Origin of the sequence: Pseudopedobacter saltans DSM 12145, assembly GCF_000190735.1 — a bacterium.
Classification (GTDB): Bacteria; Bacteroidota; Bacteroidia; order Sphingobacteriales; family Sphingobacteriaceae; genus Pseudopedobacter; species Pseudopedobacter saltans.
The window spans coordinates 3,846,551-3,868,055 of the sequence record NC_015177.1 but is presented as its reverse complement, the minus strand read 5'-3'; the positions used below and the strand labels follow the sequence as shown (position 1 = coordinate 3,868,055).

The 21,505-nt window shown below is 35.2% G+C and carries 21 protein-coding genes; 2 read left to right on the top strand and 19 right to left on the bottom strand.

Translation table 11 applies throughout. The features are described 5' to 3' along the window. Positions 1-617 precede the first annotated feature (617 nt). Positions 618-1,061: an adenylyltransferase/cytidyltransferase family protein gene (locus PEDSA_RS16330; protein WP_013634269.1), complete on the top strand. Its 444-nt coding sequence runs from the start codon at positions 618-620 to the stop codon at positions 1,059-1,061. A gap of 1,499 nt (positions 1,062-2,560) precedes the next feature. Here PEDSA_RS16330 and PEDSA_RS16325 read toward each other — a convergent pair. From PEDSA_RS16325 to PEDSA_RS16310, 5 genes are all read right to left on the bottom strand, one after another. Next, positions 2,561-3,034: a hypothetical protein gene (locus tag PEDSA_RS16325; protein WP_013634268.1), complete on the bottom strand. Its 474-nt coding sequence runs from the start codon at positions 3,032-3,034 to the stop codon at positions 2,561-2,563. Next, positions 3,024-3,671 carry a C40 family peptidase gene (locus PEDSA_RS16320; protein WP_013634267.1) on the bottom strand — a complete coding sequence of 216 codons (648 nt, stop codon included), beginning with the start codon at positions 3,669-3,671 and terminating at the stop codon, positions 3,024-3,026. The genes PEDSA_RS16325 and PEDSA_RS16320 overlap by 11 nt, the downstream gene beginning before the upstream one ends. Then, entirely contained in the window at positions 3,590-3,961 is a 372-nt protein-coding gene (locus PEDSA_RS20170) for a hypothetical protein (protein ID WP_148233547.1), read from the bottom strand. The genes PEDSA_RS16320 and PEDSA_RS20170 overlap by 82 nt, the downstream gene beginning before the upstream one ends. Positions 3,962-4,170: 209 nt before the next feature. Next, positions 4,171-4,791, bottom strand: a complete 621-nt coding sequence (locus PEDSA_RS16315; RefSeq protein WP_013634266.1) for a DUF6266 family protein — start codon at positions 4,789-4,791, stop codon at positions 4,171-4,173. Positions 4,792-5,065: 274 nt separating this feature from the next. Further along, a complete protein-coding gene (locus tag PEDSA_RS16310; protein ID WP_013634265.1) occupies positions 5,066-5,632 on the bottom strand; it encodes a hypothetical protein in 567 nt (188 codons plus the stop codon). A gap of 657 nt (positions 5,633-6,289) precedes the next feature. Between PEDSA_RS16310 and PEDSA_RS16305 the strand changes: the two genes are divergently transcribed. Continuing rightward, on the top strand, positions 6,290-7,237 hold the full coding sequence (locus PEDSA_RS16305) for an IS110 family RNA-guided transposase (protein WP_013631179.1): 948 nt from the start codon (positions 6,290-6,292) through the stop codon (positions 7,235-7,237). A 1,346-nt stretch (positions 7,238-8,583) separates the two neighbouring features. Here PEDSA_RS16305 and PEDSA_RS16295 read toward each other — a convergent pair. The 14 genes from PEDSA_RS16295 to PEDSA_RS16230 all read right to left on the bottom strand — a co-directional run bounded on the left by PEDSA_RS16295 (position 8,584) and on the right by PEDSA_RS16230 (position 21,502). Then, complete coding sequence (locus tag PEDSA_RS16295) at positions 8,584-9,480, bottom strand: NAD-dependent epimerase/dehydratase family protein (protein WP_013634263.1); 897 nt, start codon at positions 9,478-9,480, stop codon at positions 8,584-8,586. Further along, the gene (locus tag PEDSA_RS16290) at positions 9,477-10,928 is read right to left on the bottom strand and encodes a Fic family protein (protein WP_013634262.1); all 1,452 of its coding nucleotides are present in this window, start codon (positions 10,926-10,928) and stop codon (positions 9,477-9,479) included. Before PEDSA_RS16290 ends, PEDSA_RS16295 begins: the two co-directional genes overlap by 4 nt. A gap of 99 nt (positions 10,929-11,027) precedes the next feature. Further along, positions 11,028-12,005 carry a mannose-1-phosphate guanylyltransferase gene (locus tag PEDSA_RS16285; protein ID WP_322786184.1) on the bottom strand — a complete coding sequence of 326 codons (978 nt, stop codon included), beginning with the start codon at positions 12,003-12,005 and terminating at the stop codon, positions 11,028-11,030. A gap of 113 nt (positions 12,006-12,118) precedes the next feature. Then, the gene (locus PEDSA_RS16280; RefSeq protein ID WP_013634261.1) at positions 12,119-12,943 is read right to left on the bottom strand and encodes a glycosyltransferase family 2 protein; all 825 of its coding nucleotides are present in this window, start codon (positions 12,941-12,943) and stop codon (positions 12,119-12,121) included. A 56-nt stretch (positions 12,944-12,999) separates the two neighbouring features. Then, positions 13,000-14,034, bottom strand: a complete 1,035-nt coding sequence (locus PEDSA_RS16275) for a glycosyltransferase family 4 protein (protein WP_013634260.1) — start codon at positions 14,032-14,034, stop codon at positions 13,000-13,002. Positions 14,035-14,045: 11 nt separating this feature from the next. Further along, positions 14,046-15,122, bottom strand: coding sequence for a hypothetical protein (locus PEDSA_RS16270; RefSeq protein WP_013634259.1), 1,077 nt, complete (start codon positions 15,120-15,122; stop codon positions 14,046-14,048). After that, positions 15,097-16,143 (bottom strand): glycosyltransferase family 4 protein, encoded by a 1,047-nt coding sequence (locus tag PEDSA_RS16265; protein WP_013634258.1) that lies wholly within the window; start codon positions 16,141-16,143, stop codon positions 15,097-15,099. Before PEDSA_RS16265 ends, PEDSA_RS16270 begins: the two co-directional genes overlap by 26 nt. Beyond that, positions 16,140-17,105 carry a glycosyltransferase gene (locus PEDSA_RS16260; protein WP_013634257.1) on the bottom strand — a complete coding sequence of 322 codons (966 nt, stop codon included), beginning with the start codon at positions 17,103-17,105 and terminating at the stop codon, positions 16,140-16,142. Before PEDSA_RS16260 ends, PEDSA_RS16265 begins: the two co-directional genes overlap by 4 nt. 2 nt (positions 17,106-17,107) lie before the next feature. Then, a complete protein-coding gene (locus PEDSA_RS16255) occupies positions 17,108-18,370 on the bottom strand; it encodes an O-antigen translocase (RefSeq protein ID WP_013634256.1) in 1,263 nt (420 codons plus the stop codon). 9 nt (positions 18,371-18,379) lie between these two features. Next, a complete protein-coding gene (locus tag PEDSA_RS16250; RefSeq protein WP_013634255.1) occupies positions 18,380-19,081 on the bottom strand; it encodes an acyltransferase in 702 nt (233 codons plus the stop codon). Further along, entirely contained in the window at positions 19,071-20,174 is a 1,104-nt protein-coding gene (locus PEDSA_RS16245; RefSeq protein WP_013634254.1) for a DegT/DnrJ/EryC1/StrS family aminotransferase, read from the bottom strand. Before PEDSA_RS16245 ends, PEDSA_RS16250 begins: the two co-directional genes overlap by 11 nt. Next, the gene (locus tag PEDSA_RS16240) at positions 20,175-20,699 is read right to left on the bottom strand and encodes an acyltransferase (RefSeq protein ID WP_013634253.1); all 525 of its coding nucleotides are present in this window, start codon (positions 20,697-20,699) and stop codon (positions 20,175-20,177) included. Further along, positions 20,692-21,105, bottom strand: coding sequence for a sugar 3,4-ketoisomerase (locus PEDSA_RS16235; protein ID WP_013634252.1), 414 nt, complete (start codon positions 21,103-21,105; stop codon positions 20,692-20,694). The genes PEDSA_RS16240 and PEDSA_RS16235 overlap by 8 nt, the downstream gene beginning before the upstream one ends. Further along, on the bottom strand, positions 21,086-21,502 hold the full coding sequence (locus PEDSA_RS16230) for a sugar 3,4-ketoisomerase (RefSeq protein WP_013634251.1): 417 nt from the start codon (positions 21,500-21,502) through the stop codon (positions 21,086-21,088). Before PEDSA_RS16230 ends, PEDSA_RS16235 begins: the two co-directional genes overlap by 20 nt. Positions 21,503-21,505 lie beyond the last annotated feature (3 nt).

Genomic DNA, 21,505 nt, shown 5'->3' with positions numbered 1-21,505 from the left:
GGCTAATGGCACCTTCCTGTTCGGAGTCTTGTGTGTTTGAATAGCGCTCCGGAGGACTGCGGATTAATCAATAAAGAAGAGTCTCAGACTCGGATAAAATGTATTTAAGGAGCTAGGATTAAGGAGCAAAGATTAATGTGCCAAAGGTATCCCCTCTGGAACCTTCCTGTCCGGAGTCTTGTGCGTTTGAATAGCGCCCTGGAAGACTGCGGATTAATCAATAAAGAAGAGTCTCAGACTCGAATAGAATGTATTAAGGAACAATGAATAAAGAACAAAGATTAATGTGCTAAAGGTATCCCTCTGGAAACTAATGAAGTTGGAAAAGTCTGAAGTCGGATGTCGGAAGACCGGAGTCCTGTTGTCCATAGACGATAGTCGATAGTCCATGGTAAACTCTGTTAATCGCTAATGACACCTTTCTGTCCGGAGTCTTGTGTGTTTGAATACCGCCCTGGAAGACTGCGGATTAATCAATAAAGAAGAGTCTCAGACTCTGATAAAATGTATTTAAGGAACAAGAATAAAGAGCAAAGATTAAAGACTACCATACTAATCAACTAATCCCAAAACAAACCTTATATTTGTTCTGTTAACTCTAAAATCAAATATTAATCATGAAAGTAGGAATTACCTTTAGTGCATTTGATCTGTTCCATGCAGGACATGTAAAAATGCTGGAAGATGCAAAAAGACAATGTGATTATTTAATTGTTGGATTACAGGTTGACCCTACCATAGACAGACCTGAAAAAAACAAACCGACACAGACAGTAGTAGAGCGATACATTCAATTAAAAGGCTGTAAATATATAGACGAAATTGTTCCCTATGTTACCGAACAAGATCTGGAAGACATCCTGCAATCTTTCAAGATAGATGTCCGTATTATTGGTGAAGAATATCAGGATAAAACCTTTACCGGCCGCAAATATTGTGAAGAGAGAGGCATAGAACTGTATTATAACCGAAGAGAACATCGTTTCTCCAGCTCTGGCTTAAGAAGAATTGTTGCCGAAAAAGAGCTTGCCAAAAACGGTAAAGAGGTTAAAGCTCAGTAGATATAAATCCCTGATCGGTAACTAATCAAAGTAATACCGATCAGGAAACTTTTATGGACAAGTCATTCTAAGGCTAAAAGCAGAAAGCTTATTGCTGATAGCAAAAGGAATATATTAATGCCATTAATTGCTATCAAAGAAAAGTGCGAATAGTACATCCTAATATGTCCTTCTACCTCTGGGAGAAGGTGCCCAAAGGGCGGATGAGGGTCATTCTGTCCAAAGGACTCCTTCGGAGAACTTGTTTCAGAACCTCTTAGCTGTATTACATTTTTCCTGACACAGGGCTTTCCGTCCTCAATAGCCGGACGGGCCTAGTCCTTTTTTCGGTAGTATTTATAGCTTTCATTTGTCCTCAAGAATGCTTCGCATTTTTTGCAAAAAAGGACCAAAATGCTTTGGCCTATAATCTTTGTCGACTCATCTAGATAAATTTTTCACTGGCGCAATCCCGATATGTGTGAATGTTATCGCATTATGTTTGGGATTGCAACACATGGGATTGCTTGACTTGCGCTCATTGATTCTTCATACACACAGATTTATCTGATTATATCTCCAAATATTATAATGCCGAGAACTTACTATCAATGCAAGTTTGTACCACCTTTCCCAATGTAGCCTTCTAGAAGGAATCTCTTCTCGGATCAATAAGCAATTCCCTTTCCTATTTTGCCCTTCTACCTCGGGGAGAAGGTGCCCAAAGGGCGGATGAGGGGATTAGCCTAATAGAAAAGGTCATGCTGTCCAAAGGACTCCTTCGGAGAATCTGTCTCAGAATCTATTAGCGGTATTATCTTTTTCCTGACACAGGGCTTTCCGTCCTCAATAGCCGGACGGGCCTAGTCCTTTTTTCGGTAGTATTTATAGTTTTCATTTGTCCTCAAGAATGCTTCGCATTTTTTGCAAAAAAGGACCAAAATGCTTTGGCCTATAATCTTTGTCGACTCATCTAGATAAATCTTTTACTGGCGCAATCCCGATATGTGTGAATGTTATCGCATTATGTTTGGGATTGCAACACATGGGATTGCTTGACTTGTGCTCATTGATTCTTCATACACACAGATTTATCTGATTATATCTCCAAATATTATAATGCCGAGAACTTACTATCAATGCAAGTTTGTACCACCTTTCCCTATTATCGCCTTCTAGAAGGAATCTCTTCTCGGATCAATAAGCAATTCCCTTTCCTATTTTGCCCTTCTACCTCGGGGAGAAGGTGCCCAAAGGGCGGATGAGGGGATTAGCCTAATAGAAAAGGCATTCTGTCCAAAGGACTCCTTCGGAGAACTTGTTTCAAATCTGTTAGTCTCCAGGAAGGATAATACATGGTTCATATGGAAACTGTCGAAATATATACAATGTACTTACTAACAAGCTAAAAGCATTCGGCATTACCGGGGTCTTCTTCCACAGACGCCATGGGATTTCTCACAAAGCAGGGTCTTCTGTCAGAAAGACCCTGCGCAAAAACTTCGGCTCCTCTCGCGAAATCAACGCAACCTCAATCTAAACCCAAAAAACAGAATCACTAAAAAAACAGGAAGAATATACCACAGCAGCGTTAGTCTTCTATCCTTCTGCTTTTCCGTGGTTAAAGAATGAGACTGATTGGACTGATGACGGATTTTAACATTCCTTTTCAACGAATCTCTGGTAGACTCTGTTGTATTCTTGCCCCACATATTCTGAATGTGCTCCCGAAATCGCATCCTTACCTTCAATTTCTCCTGCTTACTTAAACCACTATCCGGATGCCAAAACACATCACTAACCACAATTTCCAGATCTTTTAAAATATTACTTTTAATAATATTAAGCTCTTCTTTGGCCATATAATGTGCTGCTGTCAAATAATCGTTGCTGTCCTTTTCCACGTGAATCTCTTGTTTCAGCTGCTTTACATTTTTACGCGTTCCACATGAAAAGCATAATATCAATAAAAATAAATAGTACTTAAAGCCCATGTAACACCTCCTTTCTATCTACCCAATTGGCAACCGCAAATATGCTATTTATCAGACGCCGCTTTCTATAAACGCCATCACCATCTCTGCTACCCGCCTCATTGGTATTGCCTTCAACGGTAACAACAAGCTTATCATTCCATTCGTCTACAAATCCACAATGCGCTATTCTTCCTTTATCTACAAACCAAATCGCAAATACGTCTCCTTTCTGCGGAGCTACTCTCTTATTTTTAGGTTGCCAGATAACTCTGTCTTTCAGAAATAAAGCCGGGCTCCAGGCCGACCTGGGATTAACCACTCCGGCTTTACCCAGCACCCAACACACAAAAGAAGCACACCAAGCGTCTCCTTTTTTATTACCGGTATAAGCCAGATAAGTTTCTACCCGTTCTCCATCATTCCGGTTGGATAATTCTCTTACTCCAAGTTCTGCTAAATATATTTGTCTTAAAAGTACCCTTTTAGAATTCTCCGTATTGGAAGTACGGATAGTTAAAAGGCTATTGTATTCATGATCCGATAGCTGTGATACTATCGGATCTCCTTTACTTACTATATCACCGCCATAAAAGTAAAGACAAAGCCATATAATAAAAACAGATAGAAAGACAGATAAATAATTACTTTTTGCCATGATAAAAGTGATTTAAAATTACGTTCAAAATGTTCCCTGGAATACTCGCCGAGTGCTGGCCAAACATGCCGTATTAACCACCATGTAAGTAACTTAAATAACAAAAAACCAAGTATCGCCAATAAAATGGCAGATAAAACTCCCACGTCTATAGGCGCGGCGGTAAAGTCCACCCAGCGCAGTACCGGCGAAGAAAATAGAAAGAGCATCAGTACCAACATAATCAATCCATGCTCTTTATTGTAAACAATTTCTGACAAACGCCATTTCTTTAAGCCATAAGCTATCATAATATTAAAATTTAAAGGTTAATAACTAAGCCTGATGTAATAGGGTATTCGTTGGTTGTTAGCCGATATGAATAACAACCTTTCTTAACCGCCCTTGAGGTTGTCTAAAAGCCATATATCATTTCTACATGAGAAACCTGCCTTCGAACAGACAGGAATCTCTATTAGAATCACCAGACTCAGCCAGATTAATAATTTATTGAGCTATTTTAAGCACAAACTACACTTCCCAGATATACACTATCCGAAACCCGTGTGCCATCGCTGTAGCGCAGAAAAAGAAAACACTCCAAAACATCGTTGATATAGCCTGGAATCTCAATAAGCATACATTTACTATCTAATGGGGAAGATTCTATTTCCCAGCACTCCTGTAGTGGACTGTACATGGCAACAATTGCTTCGGCCGGTTTCAATCGCTTTCTATTGTTCCAGCGCACAGCAAAAGTTCGGCCCTCAATCTGTTTAATCGAAGCTTCTTTAGGAGCCGTCAATGTTCCTGCACTCACTTTCAAACGTGGGTAGTCTATAAAATAGTCTGGATATTGGCCCTCTATAACCTCATTCATCAGATTTTTTACAGTCAACACGGGTGTAATATGCTGTTCGCTACCCATAGCTAATCTAACGATCCGGCCTGCCCGTGATAGAAATCTATTAGCCATACTAAAACGGGCCCAGACCGCTTTTTGCGATGCCGTAGGTTTACTGGCCGACCTGGCCTTAGGCGCCGCCTTTACTATTGTTCCATTAACTCCGGTAGCAAACACGAAGTCGCCAAGCCTGCCCGACAATCCATCGAACAAACTACCTGGTTTAACTTTCGCCATGATATTTTTATTTGAATTTTTAAGAAATGGGATGTCTAAGAGCCGCCCTGTATTTTCCTATCGTGGACACATCTTAGCACTGGCTTTAATTGTCTCACCTTCAACCGCTCACCCTGTGACAGCAAAATGAACTTGTATCCAGAAAGGTCTTTTCCAGAAAAGCGGCACTTTAGACATCCTTAAATTAACCTGAGTATCTCACAGACAACATTAAAGTACTTGATACTAACTACTTGATACTAGATACTTAATATTTCATACCAGCTACTCAAAACTACACCATCACTTCCGCAAGGGTTTCATTACCCGGCTGGTCATAGGCTTTTATAGTCACCGTACCACCTGCGTAAGATGGATTATCGGCAGTAGTAGTATATACCCAATCGAGTCCATTTTCAGATTGTTCTGCTTCACCACTTTCAATCAGGTCTCCTCCCGCATCACGAATGCTAAAGTTTACAGAAGCCACTCTGAAATTATCGATAATGCTCGCCACCAGTTTCTGACCTGTCTGCCCGGTGTAATTAGCAAATGATAAATCCTCTTCTATTTCAGGTCCTTTCAGGTAATCAGCAAATGCCACATTAAAGGCACTTTGGCCATTCTTTGCGGCCTTTTCATATTCAGCTTTCCGGGTAAGGTCTTTAATAATATTGGTAGCATAAATTGCTGCCTTCCTAAAAAGCTTCCGCACTTTTAGCATACCCACTGTAGGTGCCTTTCCCGATGCCTTTGGTCGGTTAGAGACGACAGTTTTTCCTGCCATTTGTCTAAAAACCAGCAGGTCTCCTATCAGTCCACTCAACCCATGAGTTACAACGTTTCTCCTTGATTTTGCCATTTTTAAAAATTTAAATGTTAAAAACTAAACCTGTCACTGTTTCTTTTATACCGGCATTTCTCACATTGACAAAACAAACATAAATAGCTGATTTCTAATTCCATACACCCGAAAACCAAAAAGAACATAATAGAACAGACTGAAACATAAATAGAACAAAATAAACATAAAGACACTAAGAGTTCGGTGCATGCCGCTACTCAACTTATTAAAAAAGAAGATCCTACGGTGTGAGATGTGTGTGAGATGTGTGTGAGATGCTTTAAAGTTCTTTTGGGGATACTTCAAATAAACGAGAAGTATTACATCGTTTGTCGCGTCTATCATCCGTCGAATAACAAACGTCTGAATCACAGATTATACGGATTAAAGGATTTCACAGAAACTACTACCACCACATTTTGTCATCGTAAGTTTGTAAGACAGTATTTGGAGAAACTTAAACGGAATATAATTTTGTTTAGTTTTAAAAAGATCCAGCCGAGAGAAGGAAAAAGATTTCAGTTGGTCATTAGTCATTAAAGACTCTTCGCAATGTTAGTCCCTTCTCTCATTCTTATTATAACTTGGACAGTTCATTAGGCCTCGGGAGCCTGTTTTTACGATTGATAAGTCACGATAAGAAAGCTGTGATCCTTATTTTACGATTTTACAAATATGGTAACAGGTATCGATTGTTCAAAGGATTATTTTGACATTACAGTATTAAAAGATGGGAAAGCCGTCTTCAAAGGCAGGTTTTCTAATAATGCAGTGGGGTTTAGAGATATGTTGCCCCATGTTCTGCAAACCCATGTTGTGATGGAAGCTACGGGGCCTTATTATTTCCAGCTGGCAAGATTTGTACATGATTCAGGGATAAAGGTTTCAGTGGTAAACCCCTTGACTGTACGCAGGTTTGCGCAGATGAGAATGTCCAGGGCAAAAACAGATAAGAAAGACGCTATGGTTATAGCAGAGTTTGCGCAGATGACCAGTCCCAGGTTATGGGAGCCTCCCACTGAGGCAATCCAGCATATCCGTAATGTGGAAACCTATCTTGAAGGGCTAAAGCAAAGGCGGCAGATGCTGTCCAACCAGTTGCATGCTTTTGAGGCAGCAGGAACAATAGAGGAGCTGCTATATAGGGAGATAAAAGAGGAACTGCAAAGCCACGACACCAGGATCAGGGACAAAGAGCGGCAGATAGAGCAATTGATAAAGGAGAACTATGCAGAAATGGCCACCCATATCAGGAGCATACCGGGTATAGGGCCAAGGAGCGTTTCCATGCTGATTATCGCCACAGGTGGTTTTGGTATGTTTGAAAACTACAAGCAGGTGATATCTTATTTTGGACTGGCCCCAAGGATATATGAATCAGGAACAAGTGTTAGAGGGAAAGGCCATATATGTAAAATGGGAATGGGCCAGGTGAGAAAAGTTTTGTACATGGCTGCTACCTCTGCCATACGGTGCAACAAAGCATGTAAAAATCTGTACGAACGATTGAGGAGCAAGGGAAAACCATACAGGGTCGCTTTAATAGCAGCGGTAAACAAACTTATTAAACAGGTATTTGCTATTGCTAAATCTGGTAAACCTTATATACCACAATTTGGATAGAGGCGTTAAAAACAGAATATTATTTTGGATATATTTTAATTTTTATTTGGATTTAAACACAGTTCATTGCGAGGAGGAACGACGCGGCAATCTGTTCCTGTTTGGCTTTTTACTTTATATAAGATAGATTACTTCGCTATCGCTCGTAATGACGCCCCTATAAATGTCATTGCGATGAGCGAAGGCATGCCTTGTGTGTAAGAGCGAAGTGGCAATTTCTGTAGCCCATCGTCCATCGTTTTTCGCCCGTCAAGCACATGAGATATGAGAGTGAGAATAAACGAAGTCCTCTCTTTATAGTTATTATCCATTGTCAACTGTCCATTGTTTGTCGTCTTTCATCCATCAAGTAACGAAGAACAAAAAACGACCAACGAAAAACGAATATAGATCAACGACCAACTCTGCTTCTAATCGCCTTTTCAATTTCAGACTTCAGGTACAAATCCTTTTTCCCCAGTTTTCTGGGTTGTAAAATTTTCTCAATTTTCAAGCGGTATAAGGTACTGCGATGGATGTTAAATAATCTCATCACCTCATAAGAATCTAACCACTCATCCTCCTCCTTTTCAGCATCAATTTGGGTCAGATGAATTAATATGAGCTCTAATTTTTTATTTATATTCGTCAAGACTTCGAGTATTTTAAAATTCACCTGCATACGACTCTCCTTTCCCTCACGTGTTCAGCATAAAGAAGGGTCATGAAGCGAGAGTTATTTAGACCAAAATCCAAACCTCTAAATTTACCTAACCTGGAACTTAATACAGACATAATGAATTGTATTGAAGCCGGACTATTAAAATCCGACTGGTTAACAAACAAAATAAATGGATTGCTTATACGGACCAGATAAAAAACTTTTCAGCAAAATAGCTTTAATTAAAAAGCAATCTAAGCATAAGATAAATCATTTAACATCTATAAAAACCACTATGCATCAGCACATATAATTAAATTTTTATCTCATTTAATAGTGATGAAAAACAAATATTAATCATTACAACAAATATTAAATATAAACGTTGTAATCAAACAAACAAAATATTTTGCGAAAATTTTTAATTTTTAGGTTTAAAATGCAATATTTTGAAAAACCGATCAATGACCAACGAATAACTTTTCCCGTCATTGCGATGAGCGAAAGGGAATGGTTTGAGTGCTGGTGCGAAGTGGCAATCTCTATTGTCCACTGTCTTTCGTTCATCGAGTAACGACCAACTGAGCGGGTCAGGCACTCGAAACCAGTGCGGAAGGGAAACACAAAGAGGTTTATGCACTTAGCTCTGTTGTTCTATAGTGAAGAATGAACCATCACCATGACGCCAATAGTCAAAAGTGCGATTCTACGTCAAAAAATCCACATCCAAAACCTTTCTGGGATTCCATCCCAATTGCATTCTTGCTTTGCTATCATCAAAAGTCAAGTCCGCAGTTATTTTAGACAATTTATAAGAGTTAAAAGGAGATTTACTTCCTATAATATCTCCAGTTTTAGCAAGCATTTTTGCTACCCATGCGGGAATATTATACGCCACTTTTTTATTTAAACATTCTGCGATATGCGCACTTAGCTCCCTAAAACTTGGGTGATAACCATCAGTTAAATTATAAACACCACCAATCTCCGCTGCCTTAGGAATAATCTCTGCAACATCTTCTGCCAATACCATACTCTTTTTGGCATAACCTCCAGCAATATTCATATAATAACCTTTTTGGAGACCTTTAATCATAGCTCCTAAATTTCCTGGGGGATTAGCACCTACCAATAAAGGGAGTCTCAAAATCGCACAGATGACATTATTTTGTTCACACCATTCCTGTACAATTTGCTCCGCTTCAATTTTACTTTGTCCATAAGGGTCTTTGGCCTTTAGTGTATGTTCCTCTTTTATTAAGGTCCCTTTATCCTGGCCATAAACGGCGACTGAACTGATGAATACGAATGATTTAGGTAAAGACGAAGAGAGCTCTAGCCCTCTTAAAAGATTTTCAGTGCCTTTAACATTGACATCGTAAAAGGCCTGCTTTTCAGCCTCTGTTTTGGGGACAATATGCGCTTTTCCGGCAGAATGGATAACCAAATCGGCATACGGTAATGATGGTATTTCTTTAGAAATATCACAAAGAATATCAGACTTTGACCTGCCCAGTGTAATCAATTCAAAATTACTATGTAAAACTGATTGGATTGATTTTCCAAGGAAACCTGAAGAGCCTGTCAATAATATTTTTCTCATGCTTTTGCTATATTTTTCAAATAAGCCCTCCTCCTATCGCTCAATTTATAGCGCTGTAACCTGCTATTGGGCTTATCAGGTATTGTCCTTACAATTAGCCCTATGCTGACTGCAGGGTGAATATAATTTTCTCTAAAAGTAGGACGGTGTTTTATGCCCAATCTATCCCTCATCTCTCCGGCCGTTAATTCGCCTTCAAGTAGCAATTTTAATAAACGAATAACTGGGTCGGTGACTGGGTCGGTAAACGCTAAATATTGTGTAGAAACAGGAACAGTAACTTCAAATACAGTCATTTTAGAAAAATCAAAAATTGCCGCTCCGTTGCCATTTTTCAATAATTCTTCTTTTACCCGGGTGACTCCCCTGCTAAAGCGGTTAACGTAGCCCAACACTTTCATAGCTTCCGCTATAACAGGATTCCGGTAATCGTTTACATCCGGAAAATTTTCGGAACGGGCATTACCATATAGCCCTCCGGCATTCATGAGCGCTATTCTGTTACTAAATTCATAAAACCGAACCTGTGTATGAGACTCATAATCACGATGTATAACCGCATTCATCACCAACTCTCTTAAAGCCCATGAAGGATAATTTCTCACCATCTCTTCCCTTAGCGTACTAATAGGGATAGGATGCTTTTTTATCAATGCCGTTTCTATAAAAGTGTCCAGCTTAGCCAGTACAGAAAATAGTCCTCCTGCAAACTTATATTCGTTACCAATATCTGTTCCTAACGTTGTTCCTTTAAATTCCACATACTGAATATAAGCACCAAACAGGAAATACTCTGGTTGCTTTCCAAATAATATGATACCCGCATGAGTAGGGCATTGGTATCTTAAATCAAAAAAGCGTAAAGAGGCCAACTGCTCCGTAATTGGTCGGCTATCCTGCTTTAAACTTTCTGCATCTATTGCTTTAGGCAGATAGTATTGAGTAAAAGCATCCAGGTCCAGATCGTCTAACGATGCGCCTACACAAGGTCGGGTATCAAAAGTTTTTGCAAAAGAAATACGTTTTTCTATTAATATCCGCTCCTCTGCTTCATTAGCTACTGCTTTACGCGGACCAACCCTTATCCAAACTCTCCCTTTATAACGTAACGGAGGAAAAAATGATGGTAACACTTCAACTACCGCCACGTCTCCCTCATCAAAACTAAAATGGCAGATATTTATTTGAGGCTGGGGTAAAACTAGTCCATCGGATCTTAAGCCACCTAAATTTTTCAGCAATTCATCCGTAGCTCTCAATCCTGACAGACCTCCATCGTCTCTAACACCAATCAGCAAATAACCGGGTTTTTGGTGACCCGGTAAATCATTAGCAAAAGCACAAACTGCCATACCGAATTTATCGATATTATTTACAGAAACGGTCCGTTCTACCCGGTCAGATTCCAAATCCGCTAAAATTTCTATAAGTTGTGTCCGATTAATCAAACCTATTGTCTTTTCCCAAATATAACTAAATTATAAGGGAAATATCCATCGATGGTTTAAGTCGGCAAGGATTCAAAAAGATGTATAATATCTACAGATCTAGCCAAAATCCTCCCCATACTGATTTATTATCCGTCCAGCAACCTGCTTAATCTCCTGTTCATCCTTTTTAGGATAAATTAGTAATACCTCATCGTCATCAACTACAATAAAGTCTTCCAGCCCCTTTATGACTATCGCTTTTCTTTTCGGGGTATGTATAATGCAGTCTTTAACGCCATTTAAATAAATCTTCTCTGCATTAACCACATTGTCAGCCTCATCCTTTTCTGCTACAGCATGTAAAGACGCCCAGGTTCCCAGATCAGACCAGCCGATATCAGCCGGCAAAGTATATACATTATCCGCTTTTTCTAAAATAGCGTAGTCTATAGAAATATTGGGCGAAGCCGGATAATGATCCGCAATAAAAGTTGCTTCTTCTTCTGTATTGTACACCGATTCACCTTCGGAAAAGACAGCATCTATCTCCGGAGCATCTTTTTTAAAAGCATTTACAATAGCCTGGGCAGACCATATAAATATCCCTGCATTCCACAAATAATCACCACTTCTCACAAATACCTTCGCCCGTTCCAAATCCGGTTTCTCCAGAAACTGCGTTACTTTACTCACTCCTTCCCCATCTTGATACTTAATACTTTCTGCCTGATACTTAATATACCCATACCCCGTATCCGGCCGGGTTGGCTGTATCCCCAAAGTCATCAATACTTCATGACTGGCTACATAATCCAGCGCTTGCTTTATTTTATTTAAGAACTCTTCTTCTTTTAGAATCAGGTGGTCAGATGGTGCAACCACTATATTGGCCAAAGGATTAGCCTTTTTAATTTTATAAGCTGCATAAGCTATACAAGGTGCTGTGTTATTACGGCTCGGTTCTAACAAAATATTAGCCTCATTTATCCCTTTAAGCTGCTCCTGTATCAATGCCGCATAAACCTCATTTGTTAAAATGAAGATATTTTCCTGCGGACATATCTTTAAAAACCTTCCGTAAGTTAGTTGCAACAAAGATTTCCCTATCCCTAAAATATCTATAAACTGAAATGGTTACGGCTTTTCGGCCAGAAACGACTGCCGACACCGCCGGCCATAATGAGTATATAATTGTTGTTCACAAGGTATTATTTATAATAACCTAATTTTAAAAGTGTCTTTGTATTTATTTTTCTTCTTTCACTATCAAAAAACCATCCCCACTTATTAAAATAATAAATAGCAGATTCGATTCCGATTTTGGTTAGCCGCCAGGATTTGTGAGATCCTTTCTCAAAATGGTGATAAATTTCAACATGAGGATAAAAGACAGTTTTGTATCCTCCCCCAATTAACCTTCTACATAAATCAGCTTCTTCCCCGTACATAAATATACCTTCATCAAAACCACCAATTTTTTCAATTGCATCTAATCTTAAAAACATAAAACATCCAGATAAATAAGGCACATCCATTATTTTATCATATCCCGTAAATTGAAGTTCAAACACTTCATTTCTTTTATTTACTAAATATTTTATAGGATTAAATCGCCTTCCTATCCAGTCGTAAGGGGTTGGTAACAACTTACATAAATATTGTAGAGAACCATCGGGGTATAAAACTTTAGGCATGACATTCCCAACCGCTTCATGTTTTTCCATATATTCTAGTAAAGTCTCTAATGTTCCTTTATTAAAATATACATCCGGATTTAAAACTAAATGGTATTTTGACCCTATCTCTACTGATTTTTTTATCGCTATATTATGGGCAGCTCCAAAACCAGGATTTGAGGGATTGTGATAATAAATAACACGCTCATCTAAATTTACGCTTTTTAAGTTATCACTCTGGGAATTGTCAATCAAAAATAGTGTTAAATCTAAACTTGTATTTAAAAAACTATTTATCGCTTTCAGCAAAACAGTTTCATCATTATTATAGAGAACGATACACCCCGTTACTTTCATATCAACTAAATTATATGCGCTGTTATTTAAATCCCTTTTTGTATTATTCTAATACTCTAACCATTTAAGGCTTCTATCAAAGACTCATACCGACAGATAATGTTTGATTCAGAATATTCCTTTAAAAAGTATTCATCCTTAATAAACCCTTTTTGAATTACTTCTTCTAGAATTCGGACAAGCTCACCGTCATCGTTTAATGAAAAGAAATAAGTATTCTTGCTTTTTTTGAATTCTAAAAAAGCTGGTATTTTAGACAATATAACAGGAGTCTTTAAGAACAGACTTTCTAATACAGGTAGGCCAAAACCCTCATATTCCGACGGGAATATAAAACCTAAGGAATTTTCATATAAGCTCCTCAATTCTTCATCAGTAACCCTTCCTACGGATAGCACATTTTGACAACTTTTATGCCCGTTACCGGCCAATACTAACAAAGGAAGAGCGGTATTTTTATTAAAAACATTTATTAAAAAATTTAGATTCTTATGTTTTCGATTGTTACCGCAATAAAAAAAATATTTTATACCAAGTAGATTATTCCTTTTTAGGATTTCATCATTACTCCTTAATATTTTTATAGGAGCTTCATTTATGACGTCACTATCAATATTTAAAAATTTCAATAAATCCTGTTTTGTAGAATTTGAAACAGAAATAACTTTATCTGCATTTTTTATTGAAAAACTAACTATAAAATCAAAATAAATTATTTTTATCCTATTAATAGTATTGTTCGGGCTAAAAAAATTTGGGACAAATCTATACATCAAATCATGTACGGTAATTATATTTTTTGATTTTTTTGTCCCAAATAAAAAACCAGAATAAAAAGGAGAATGAAATATCTCTGAATCGACTCTCTTAAACCTAAAATAAAACAAAATAAAATGTAATATATTGTATGGTTTTAATTTTGTATAAATAATATTACAGTTTCTATATTTCAAAAATTTATCATTTGTAACTAAAGCAATATCTACGTCTGAATATTTAGAAATATAAAAATCTAAAAGAAACTCAATATATCTAGAGATACCTGTATTATTTTTTTTATCTAATAATCTGACATCAATATACACCTTCATTATTTAAACAGTTATTTGATAATTTTACCATTAAAAGCCTGAGATAAAACTACAATTATTAAACATAAAAAAACTATCTGAAAAATTGAATTGAATAAAAATACATTAGGCCCATGTCGCAAAAGGTGTATATAATTCACCATTAGAACAAATATTGAATATTTACCCATAAAATGGGCTGATAAATAATAAATCAAAAATAAAGCACAGAAATAAATAACCAGATAAAAAAAGAAATTGTAGCCAAAATTGCCTAAAAAATAGGCTAATGGACTTAATGCTAAACCATGCCCTACTGACTCAAAGTAATAAGTTTGTAAAGTTGTATCGAAATTCAAAAAATCTTGGGGCTTATTATGAACATAATACTCAAGTCCCCAACCAGATGTTGCTTGAACCCCCATAAACTCCGAAAATGAATTATATACACTTAAAAGTGTATCGCCACTTATTGCCATTTTAGAACGTATTAAAACTACAGATATCAAAAAAGCAAAGCCAAACATAGTTAACAGCAAAACTCTTTTTGTTGTTAACTTTATCTTATTAAGATCCAGATAAAACATTAACAACATCAAAGATATTGTTGCGAAAATTTTCCCTTGGAATAGAAAGTCTATTGTAAATGAAAATAAAACAAAAACAACTAAAGCTTTTCTATTATTCCATTTTATAATTGAAATACATGCTAAAATTAATAAATACCCATATCCTGGTATTAAAAGAGAACTGATTTTCCCTAACAATTCCAATCGTGAAAAACCCAAATATTTTGCATAAATACCATTAAAAATTAACCATATTTGATAAAGAGTATTTATCAGAAAAATAACTTTGAATATATCTAAAGAGAGGTGAGGGATTTTAATCGTTCTTTCTGGAATAAAAAGAAATAATAGTGCTAAAAAAAAAGCGAGACTTCCTAAAAAGTAAAAGTTATAATTATTTACTAAAAGCTGAAATTTCGAATAAATATAAAACTCTTCACCAACAATTAATTGAGTTAAAATTGGTATGACAAAATATAGAAAGGCTAAGCCAAATAATATTAATCTAGAATAATTAAGAGAATAATCTTTTTGCCTCATCTTTACGCATCTTATTAATGAAAATTTCAGAAGGGTTTTTACAGATTTTTAACTTATTATCCCAAGCTTTATTTACAAGAGAAATCAATTCAACACTATTTCTATAACGATTTGACTTTAACGTACATGATCTAACTCCAATTATATCACTTGCAATTACAATATTCCCTCTTGCGTTAGCTTCTCTTATAACCAATGGTTCCCCTTCAAACTTACTGTTAAATATGAGAACATCATCTTTAGCAATAATACTATTCTGATCATTTCTATTTAACCACCCTGTTAAGGTTATTGTTATATATCTGGTGTTACGGGATTTCCTTTTTAACTCTTCAAAACATGCACCCTCACCGATAATAATAAATTCTTTAAATGGGTTATCAATTACATCTAAGATTTTACAAAGTTCCACTATACCCTTATCCTTTTCTAATCTACCTATAAAAAAAAGTTTCCTAGTATTAGATGTATTGTTATTTCCAATTGCCGATAGAGAGATAATATTAGGTATAATATAAGTCTTTGCAAACCTTGAGAAAAACACTGCCTGAATTCTATTAATAGTAATTATCCTTTTATATAAAAGAATAAATAATATTGATAATGCATTATACAGTCCCCCTATCTTTCCCCATATTACTCTCCTATCTATAAAAGCTGGGATATACAATATTTTCTTTTTCCCAATCAAAGCTATTCCAGAACTAATTCCAGCAACCAATGTTCCTGAACATATTATAGCCTCATTGTTACGCAATAATTTTCTTTGAAACTTAAAATTACTTATTCCATAAAAAAATTGCTTTATAAAGTTTCCATTATTAAAAAACGGCCTTCTCGTAACTAAATATTCAAAATTATTAAATTCATGCTGCATATCTTTAAATAATTCTAACTGTTTTAGATTGTTAAAACATAATATTATCTGTCTATAATTGCTTACGAGTTTTGCTAATTCAAGTGATTGAAATTCGTGTCCACCTATAGTATCGCTGCAAAAGAAAAAAACGACCTTCCTCATTTACCTAAAAATATACGTAATTGTCTCCACAATTTAACTCCAAATTTCCCTAACAATAAATAAATAATTTCCCTAAGAAGCAATGCATCTTTATATTTATAAAAAAGATTTAACCTTCTAAAAAAACTAATACAATCTAAATTATTAAATGATTTATAAATCTCAATCTTAAAAGAGATCAGTTTTAATAATAATTCTTTATTTTCAACATCAGAATCTTCAACTGTTTTATACCAATACTCCATATTTCTTCGTCTAACTGGCATGTCTGCTTTAAACCTATTAAAATATACATTTCCGGATTGATTATTTCTAATCCAAGAACTCGCGGAATTACTATGTATTCGATATTTTGTAGTTTTTATAGCGCTGCAAAATATTCCTCCGTCTAACACCCCTCTAAAGGTCAGTTGATCATCTTCGTTAGGAAGATCATACGGTAATTTCCCGAATCTCTGAAATAAGCTTCTTTTCCAAGCTTGTCCAACGGGAAAAACATGAGGCATCCCATTTTTTATCACCTTTATTATATCATTTTCAATCTTGTCTGAATATATAAGTTCTCCAATCACATTACCATTGTCATCTATTTTATCCAAACTAGTTGCAACGATATGCATTAATGGATTTTCTCTAAATAACTTTATAGATACCTCGGCTTTGTTTGGCATCGCAATATCGTCTCCAGCCATAATAATTATAACTTCCGAAGTTGTTTCTTCTATTGCTTCTTGTAAATTAATATTAATCCCTCGATTTTCCTTGCTTAACAACAACTTCCAGTCGTTCTCCAATGAATATAGTGCAACATACTCTTCTATTATGCTAGGAGTATTGTCAATAGACCCATCATCTGCAATAATCACTTCTTTAGGCATTAGGGTCTGATTTCTAATTCCATCAAGGGCTTCTTTTATGAATTTTTCTTGGTTGAAGGATATCAAAACAATCGAATAATCCATACTTAACTTAGCTTAAACTTTGAAAAAATAATTTTTCTAAACAAAAAACAAATCATAATTAAATAGATAAAGTAATTTAAAGAAAATGCGATAGTTGCCCCTTTTAGTCCATAAAACTTTATGAATAAAAGATTCAGCAACACGTACATTATGCTAAAACCGATATCTGTTATTATATAAAGTTTAGTCATTGCTTTCGCAAGCATTAAATATCCAATAATCCAAGAAATTATTTTGAAAAAATCTCCGAGTAGTTGCCAAATAAATAAAGACTCTATTTCTAGAAATTCTTCTGTAAATAATATCTTTATTATAACAAACCTTAAAAGATAAATAATCAAGCAACTAGCTAAAACGAATGGAGTAATTATCTTCAATCCATTATATATTTCACTTTTAATTTCAAAGTTAGTTTTTAGTGAACTTAGTTTAGGAAGAAAATAAGTACTTAAAGATGTAGTAACTATTAATAGATATCCATCAGAAATCCTCATAATAGCTTGCCAATAGCCTGCATCGTTTATACCTAAATCTCTAATTAAAGTGTTTCTTACGACAATCTGAGAAATAGGGACTGTTAAAGCAGTTGTTATTGTCATTAAAGAAAATTTAAACAAATTCACCATATGGAATTTATTCAAACCTTTATTAAAATAATCAAAAACAAACCATTCACATTTTTTCAGAAGCAATACTGTAACAAAAAAAACCAGTGTCTGTGATAATACTAGAGAATATAATGCACCATCTATTTCAAAAAAGTAAATTAGTACTATTGATAACACTAATGAGATAATACTTGTCGTAGTATTGATTATCGTATATTTTTTTATATCACCCTTACCATTTAAAATGGATATTAATAAAGAGTTAATGGAATAAAATACAATAGTTAACCCGAATACTTTGAAAATACTTTTATATCGAATGTCTTTTAATAAAAATATAGAAAAAAAATCTGAAAATAAAAGTAAGACCAAAGATGTTACTATTGAACATGTAAATGAAATAACAAGTGATGTACTAAATAATTTCTTTAGTTTATTCCCCTGCCCATTATATTCCGAAGTATATTTTACAACCCCTGTATTTATGGACCCATTCGCAATAGACAATGCTATGGTAACGAAATTGTTAAATGTACCAATAACAGCTATTCCCGAAGGACCGGTTAGCACCGCGACTATTTTATTTACTATAAATCCTGAAGATATTTTTATAAAAGAAATTATAAATGAAAAAATAGACGTTTTTATTAATTTCATAATTGATACTTAGGACACCATTTCTCTTGACCAATTTGAAACATCAGTCTTTATTACTATTGCCGGATTTCCTGAAATTAATGTTCTTTCATCAAACAACCTATTATGCACTACAGAATTTGTGGTGACTATACTTTCTTTACCTATTATTGATCCTTTTAAAACTTTTACTCCCACACCTATCCAAACATGGTCACCTAATATTGTCTGCTTTTGAAAGTATTTACCTTCTATGCCATGCCAATCACAATCTGTCAAAAAAGTATCCCAAGCTATTATGCAATCACTACCTATTTCTAAATACTTTTTTACCATTATGATAGATTTCGCCGTGATTCCGGAACCAAGCTCCTTCTTCTTCCCTCCTATTTTCAACCTTGCATCTTTATCTACAAATATTCTAACTCCGTTTCCTATTGAAAAATCATTACATATTACAGTTTCAGAGCCTTTATCTAAATAAATTGAAACACTCTCATTCCCATTCATCCATTGTTCTAAAATTAATCTTCCATTAATTTCAAAATATGATTTCCTTTTCTTTATAAATTTCAATTTTATCTTTCCATGTATTAAAATTGCTGGAAAGTATGTCCACTTATCTACATAAAGAAGAGTTAAAATAACTGAATAAATAAAGTTAATAGGCGACTTTAAAAAAAACTTCAGGTTAGTTCTTTTCTTAATCCAAACAATTAATTTATCTATCATATCTATTAATCACATCTATTATTTTCGAAACTTCATTATTACTCATTACTTCACTCATCGGTAAGCTCAAAACTTCTCTATGAATAGTTTCAGAAATGGGATAATTAAAATGGTTTAATTCTTTATACGCGGCTTGTTTATGAGGCGGTATAGGATAGTGTATTAAGGTTTGTACTTCAGAACCTGATAAATATTTTTGCAGTTTTTCTCTTTTTTTAGCTCTAACAATAAATAAATGCCAAACATGACTTTCTTGTTTTAGAATTAAAGGCAGTGTTACTTCTGGGCTTTGTATTTCATTTAAATATCTATTAGCTACTTCTCTTCGTTTCTTAATGACATCATCTAAATACTTCAACTTAACGTTTAAGAAAGCTGCATTTAATTCATCTAGCCTACTATTAACACCCTGATAAATGTTTTCGTACTTTTTATGCGAACCATAATTTCTTAAAGCTTTCAATACTTCAGCTAGCGCATCATCATGAGCAGTAATTGCCCCTCCATCAGCCAATGCACCTAAGTTTTTTCCAGGATAAAAGCTATGTCCTGCTGCATCGCCCCATGCACCTGCTTTCTTACCATTTAGGCTAGCGCCATGAGCTTGGGCACAATCCTCTATCACTTTTAGATTATACTTCTCTGCAATCCTATTAATTTCAGGCATATCACAAAGCTGACCATATAAGTGGACTACCATAATCGCTTTAGTTCTCTCTGTGATATGATTTTCTACAAGTGTCGGATCAATATTATATGTAAACAAATCTGGCTCAACCAGAACAGGTTTCAGATTATTTTGGGAAATAGCTAAAATACTGGCTATATAGGTATTTGATGGGACAATAATTTCATCTCCCTCTTTAAATATGCCCAATTCTTTATATCCCCTGATAATTAATGTGAGGGCATCTAAACCATTTGCAACTCCAAGGGTATATTTTACTCCACAATAGTTTGAATAATTTTCTTCGAAACTTTGCAATTCCTGCCCCAACAGAAACCATCCAGAGTTTAAAACTCTATGATATGCTTCTGTTAGCTCCTCTTTATATTGGAGATTTATTTTTTGTAAGTCTAAAAATTTGATCATTTATTCTAAAGTATAGTAATTCCCTTCTTTATCTTTTCTCTCAAGATCTAGAACTTTGCCTTCTTTTGTAACATATCCTTTGTGTATAGCTGGATTACCGTAATGCAATTCATAAGGACCGATATTTTTTGTAATTACACTACCAGCACCGATGACAGCATATTCACCAATGGTATTACCAGCTATAATAGTAGCATTTGCGCCAATAGAGGCACCTCTCTTTATAAGGGTTCTTTCAAATTTTGCAGGATATTGCCTTGAACGTGGTACTAAATCATTTGTAAATGTGACATTTGGTCCTATAAATACGTTGTCTTCAATAGTTACTCCATCCCAAACCTGAACACCAGACTTTATAGTTACACCGTTTCCTATCTTCACATCGTTTTCTATAAAAACATGGGCATTGATGTTACAATCTTTACCAATCTGAGCATTAGCAAGGATTACAACAAATTGCCAAACTGAAGTATGTTCACCAATAACTGATGTTTGAACTTCTGATAAAGGGTGTATTTTAGCCATTTGAAAATTCTAAAAATTCGCTGTATTCTCTTATATAATCCGCCTCACTATATCTTTCAGAAGCAAGCACTAACAATACCGCTCCAGAAGAAAAATTACTCAAATCTCTCCAGATTTTAGGACATACATATAGACCATAATTCGGTCTGTTCAAAGTAAATGTTCTTTTGTTTTTTCCATCGTCCAAAATCACGTCAAAACTTCCGCTAGCTGCTATTATCAATTGGTGTAGCTCTTTGTGCGCATGTCCTCCTCTAGTTTCGCCACCCGGAACGTCGTATAAGTAGTAAACTCTTCTGATACTAAAAGGGATATCAAATTCACCATGGACGGGAGTTATATTCCCAGCCCTATTATGGATTTTTGTCAATTCAATGACGTTACAGTTATATATTGAAGCCACCATTTAATATCTTAAAGTTATTAAAATCTCTCTCATAGTCTCTTTCATTATAAATGGTAGAGGCTACGACAAATGCCAAAGAATTAGTTGAAAAATTTTCCATATGTCTCCATATTCTATTAGGAACATAAAGTGCATTATAAGACCTGTTTAATGAATAAGTTTTTTCCTCTTTTCCATCATTTAAAACAACATCAAAACTGCCACTTAACGCTATGATTACCTCTTGATTTATTCTATAACTGTGCCCTCCTCTAATTTCTCCTCCAGGAACATCATATATCCAATATGATCTTTTAATTTCAAATGGTATATGTCTATTTTCTTCTAAAAAAGAAAGATTACCTCGCTCATCTAGAATTTTTGGAAGATCAATTATTCGAACATCAGCTAAACTCATTAT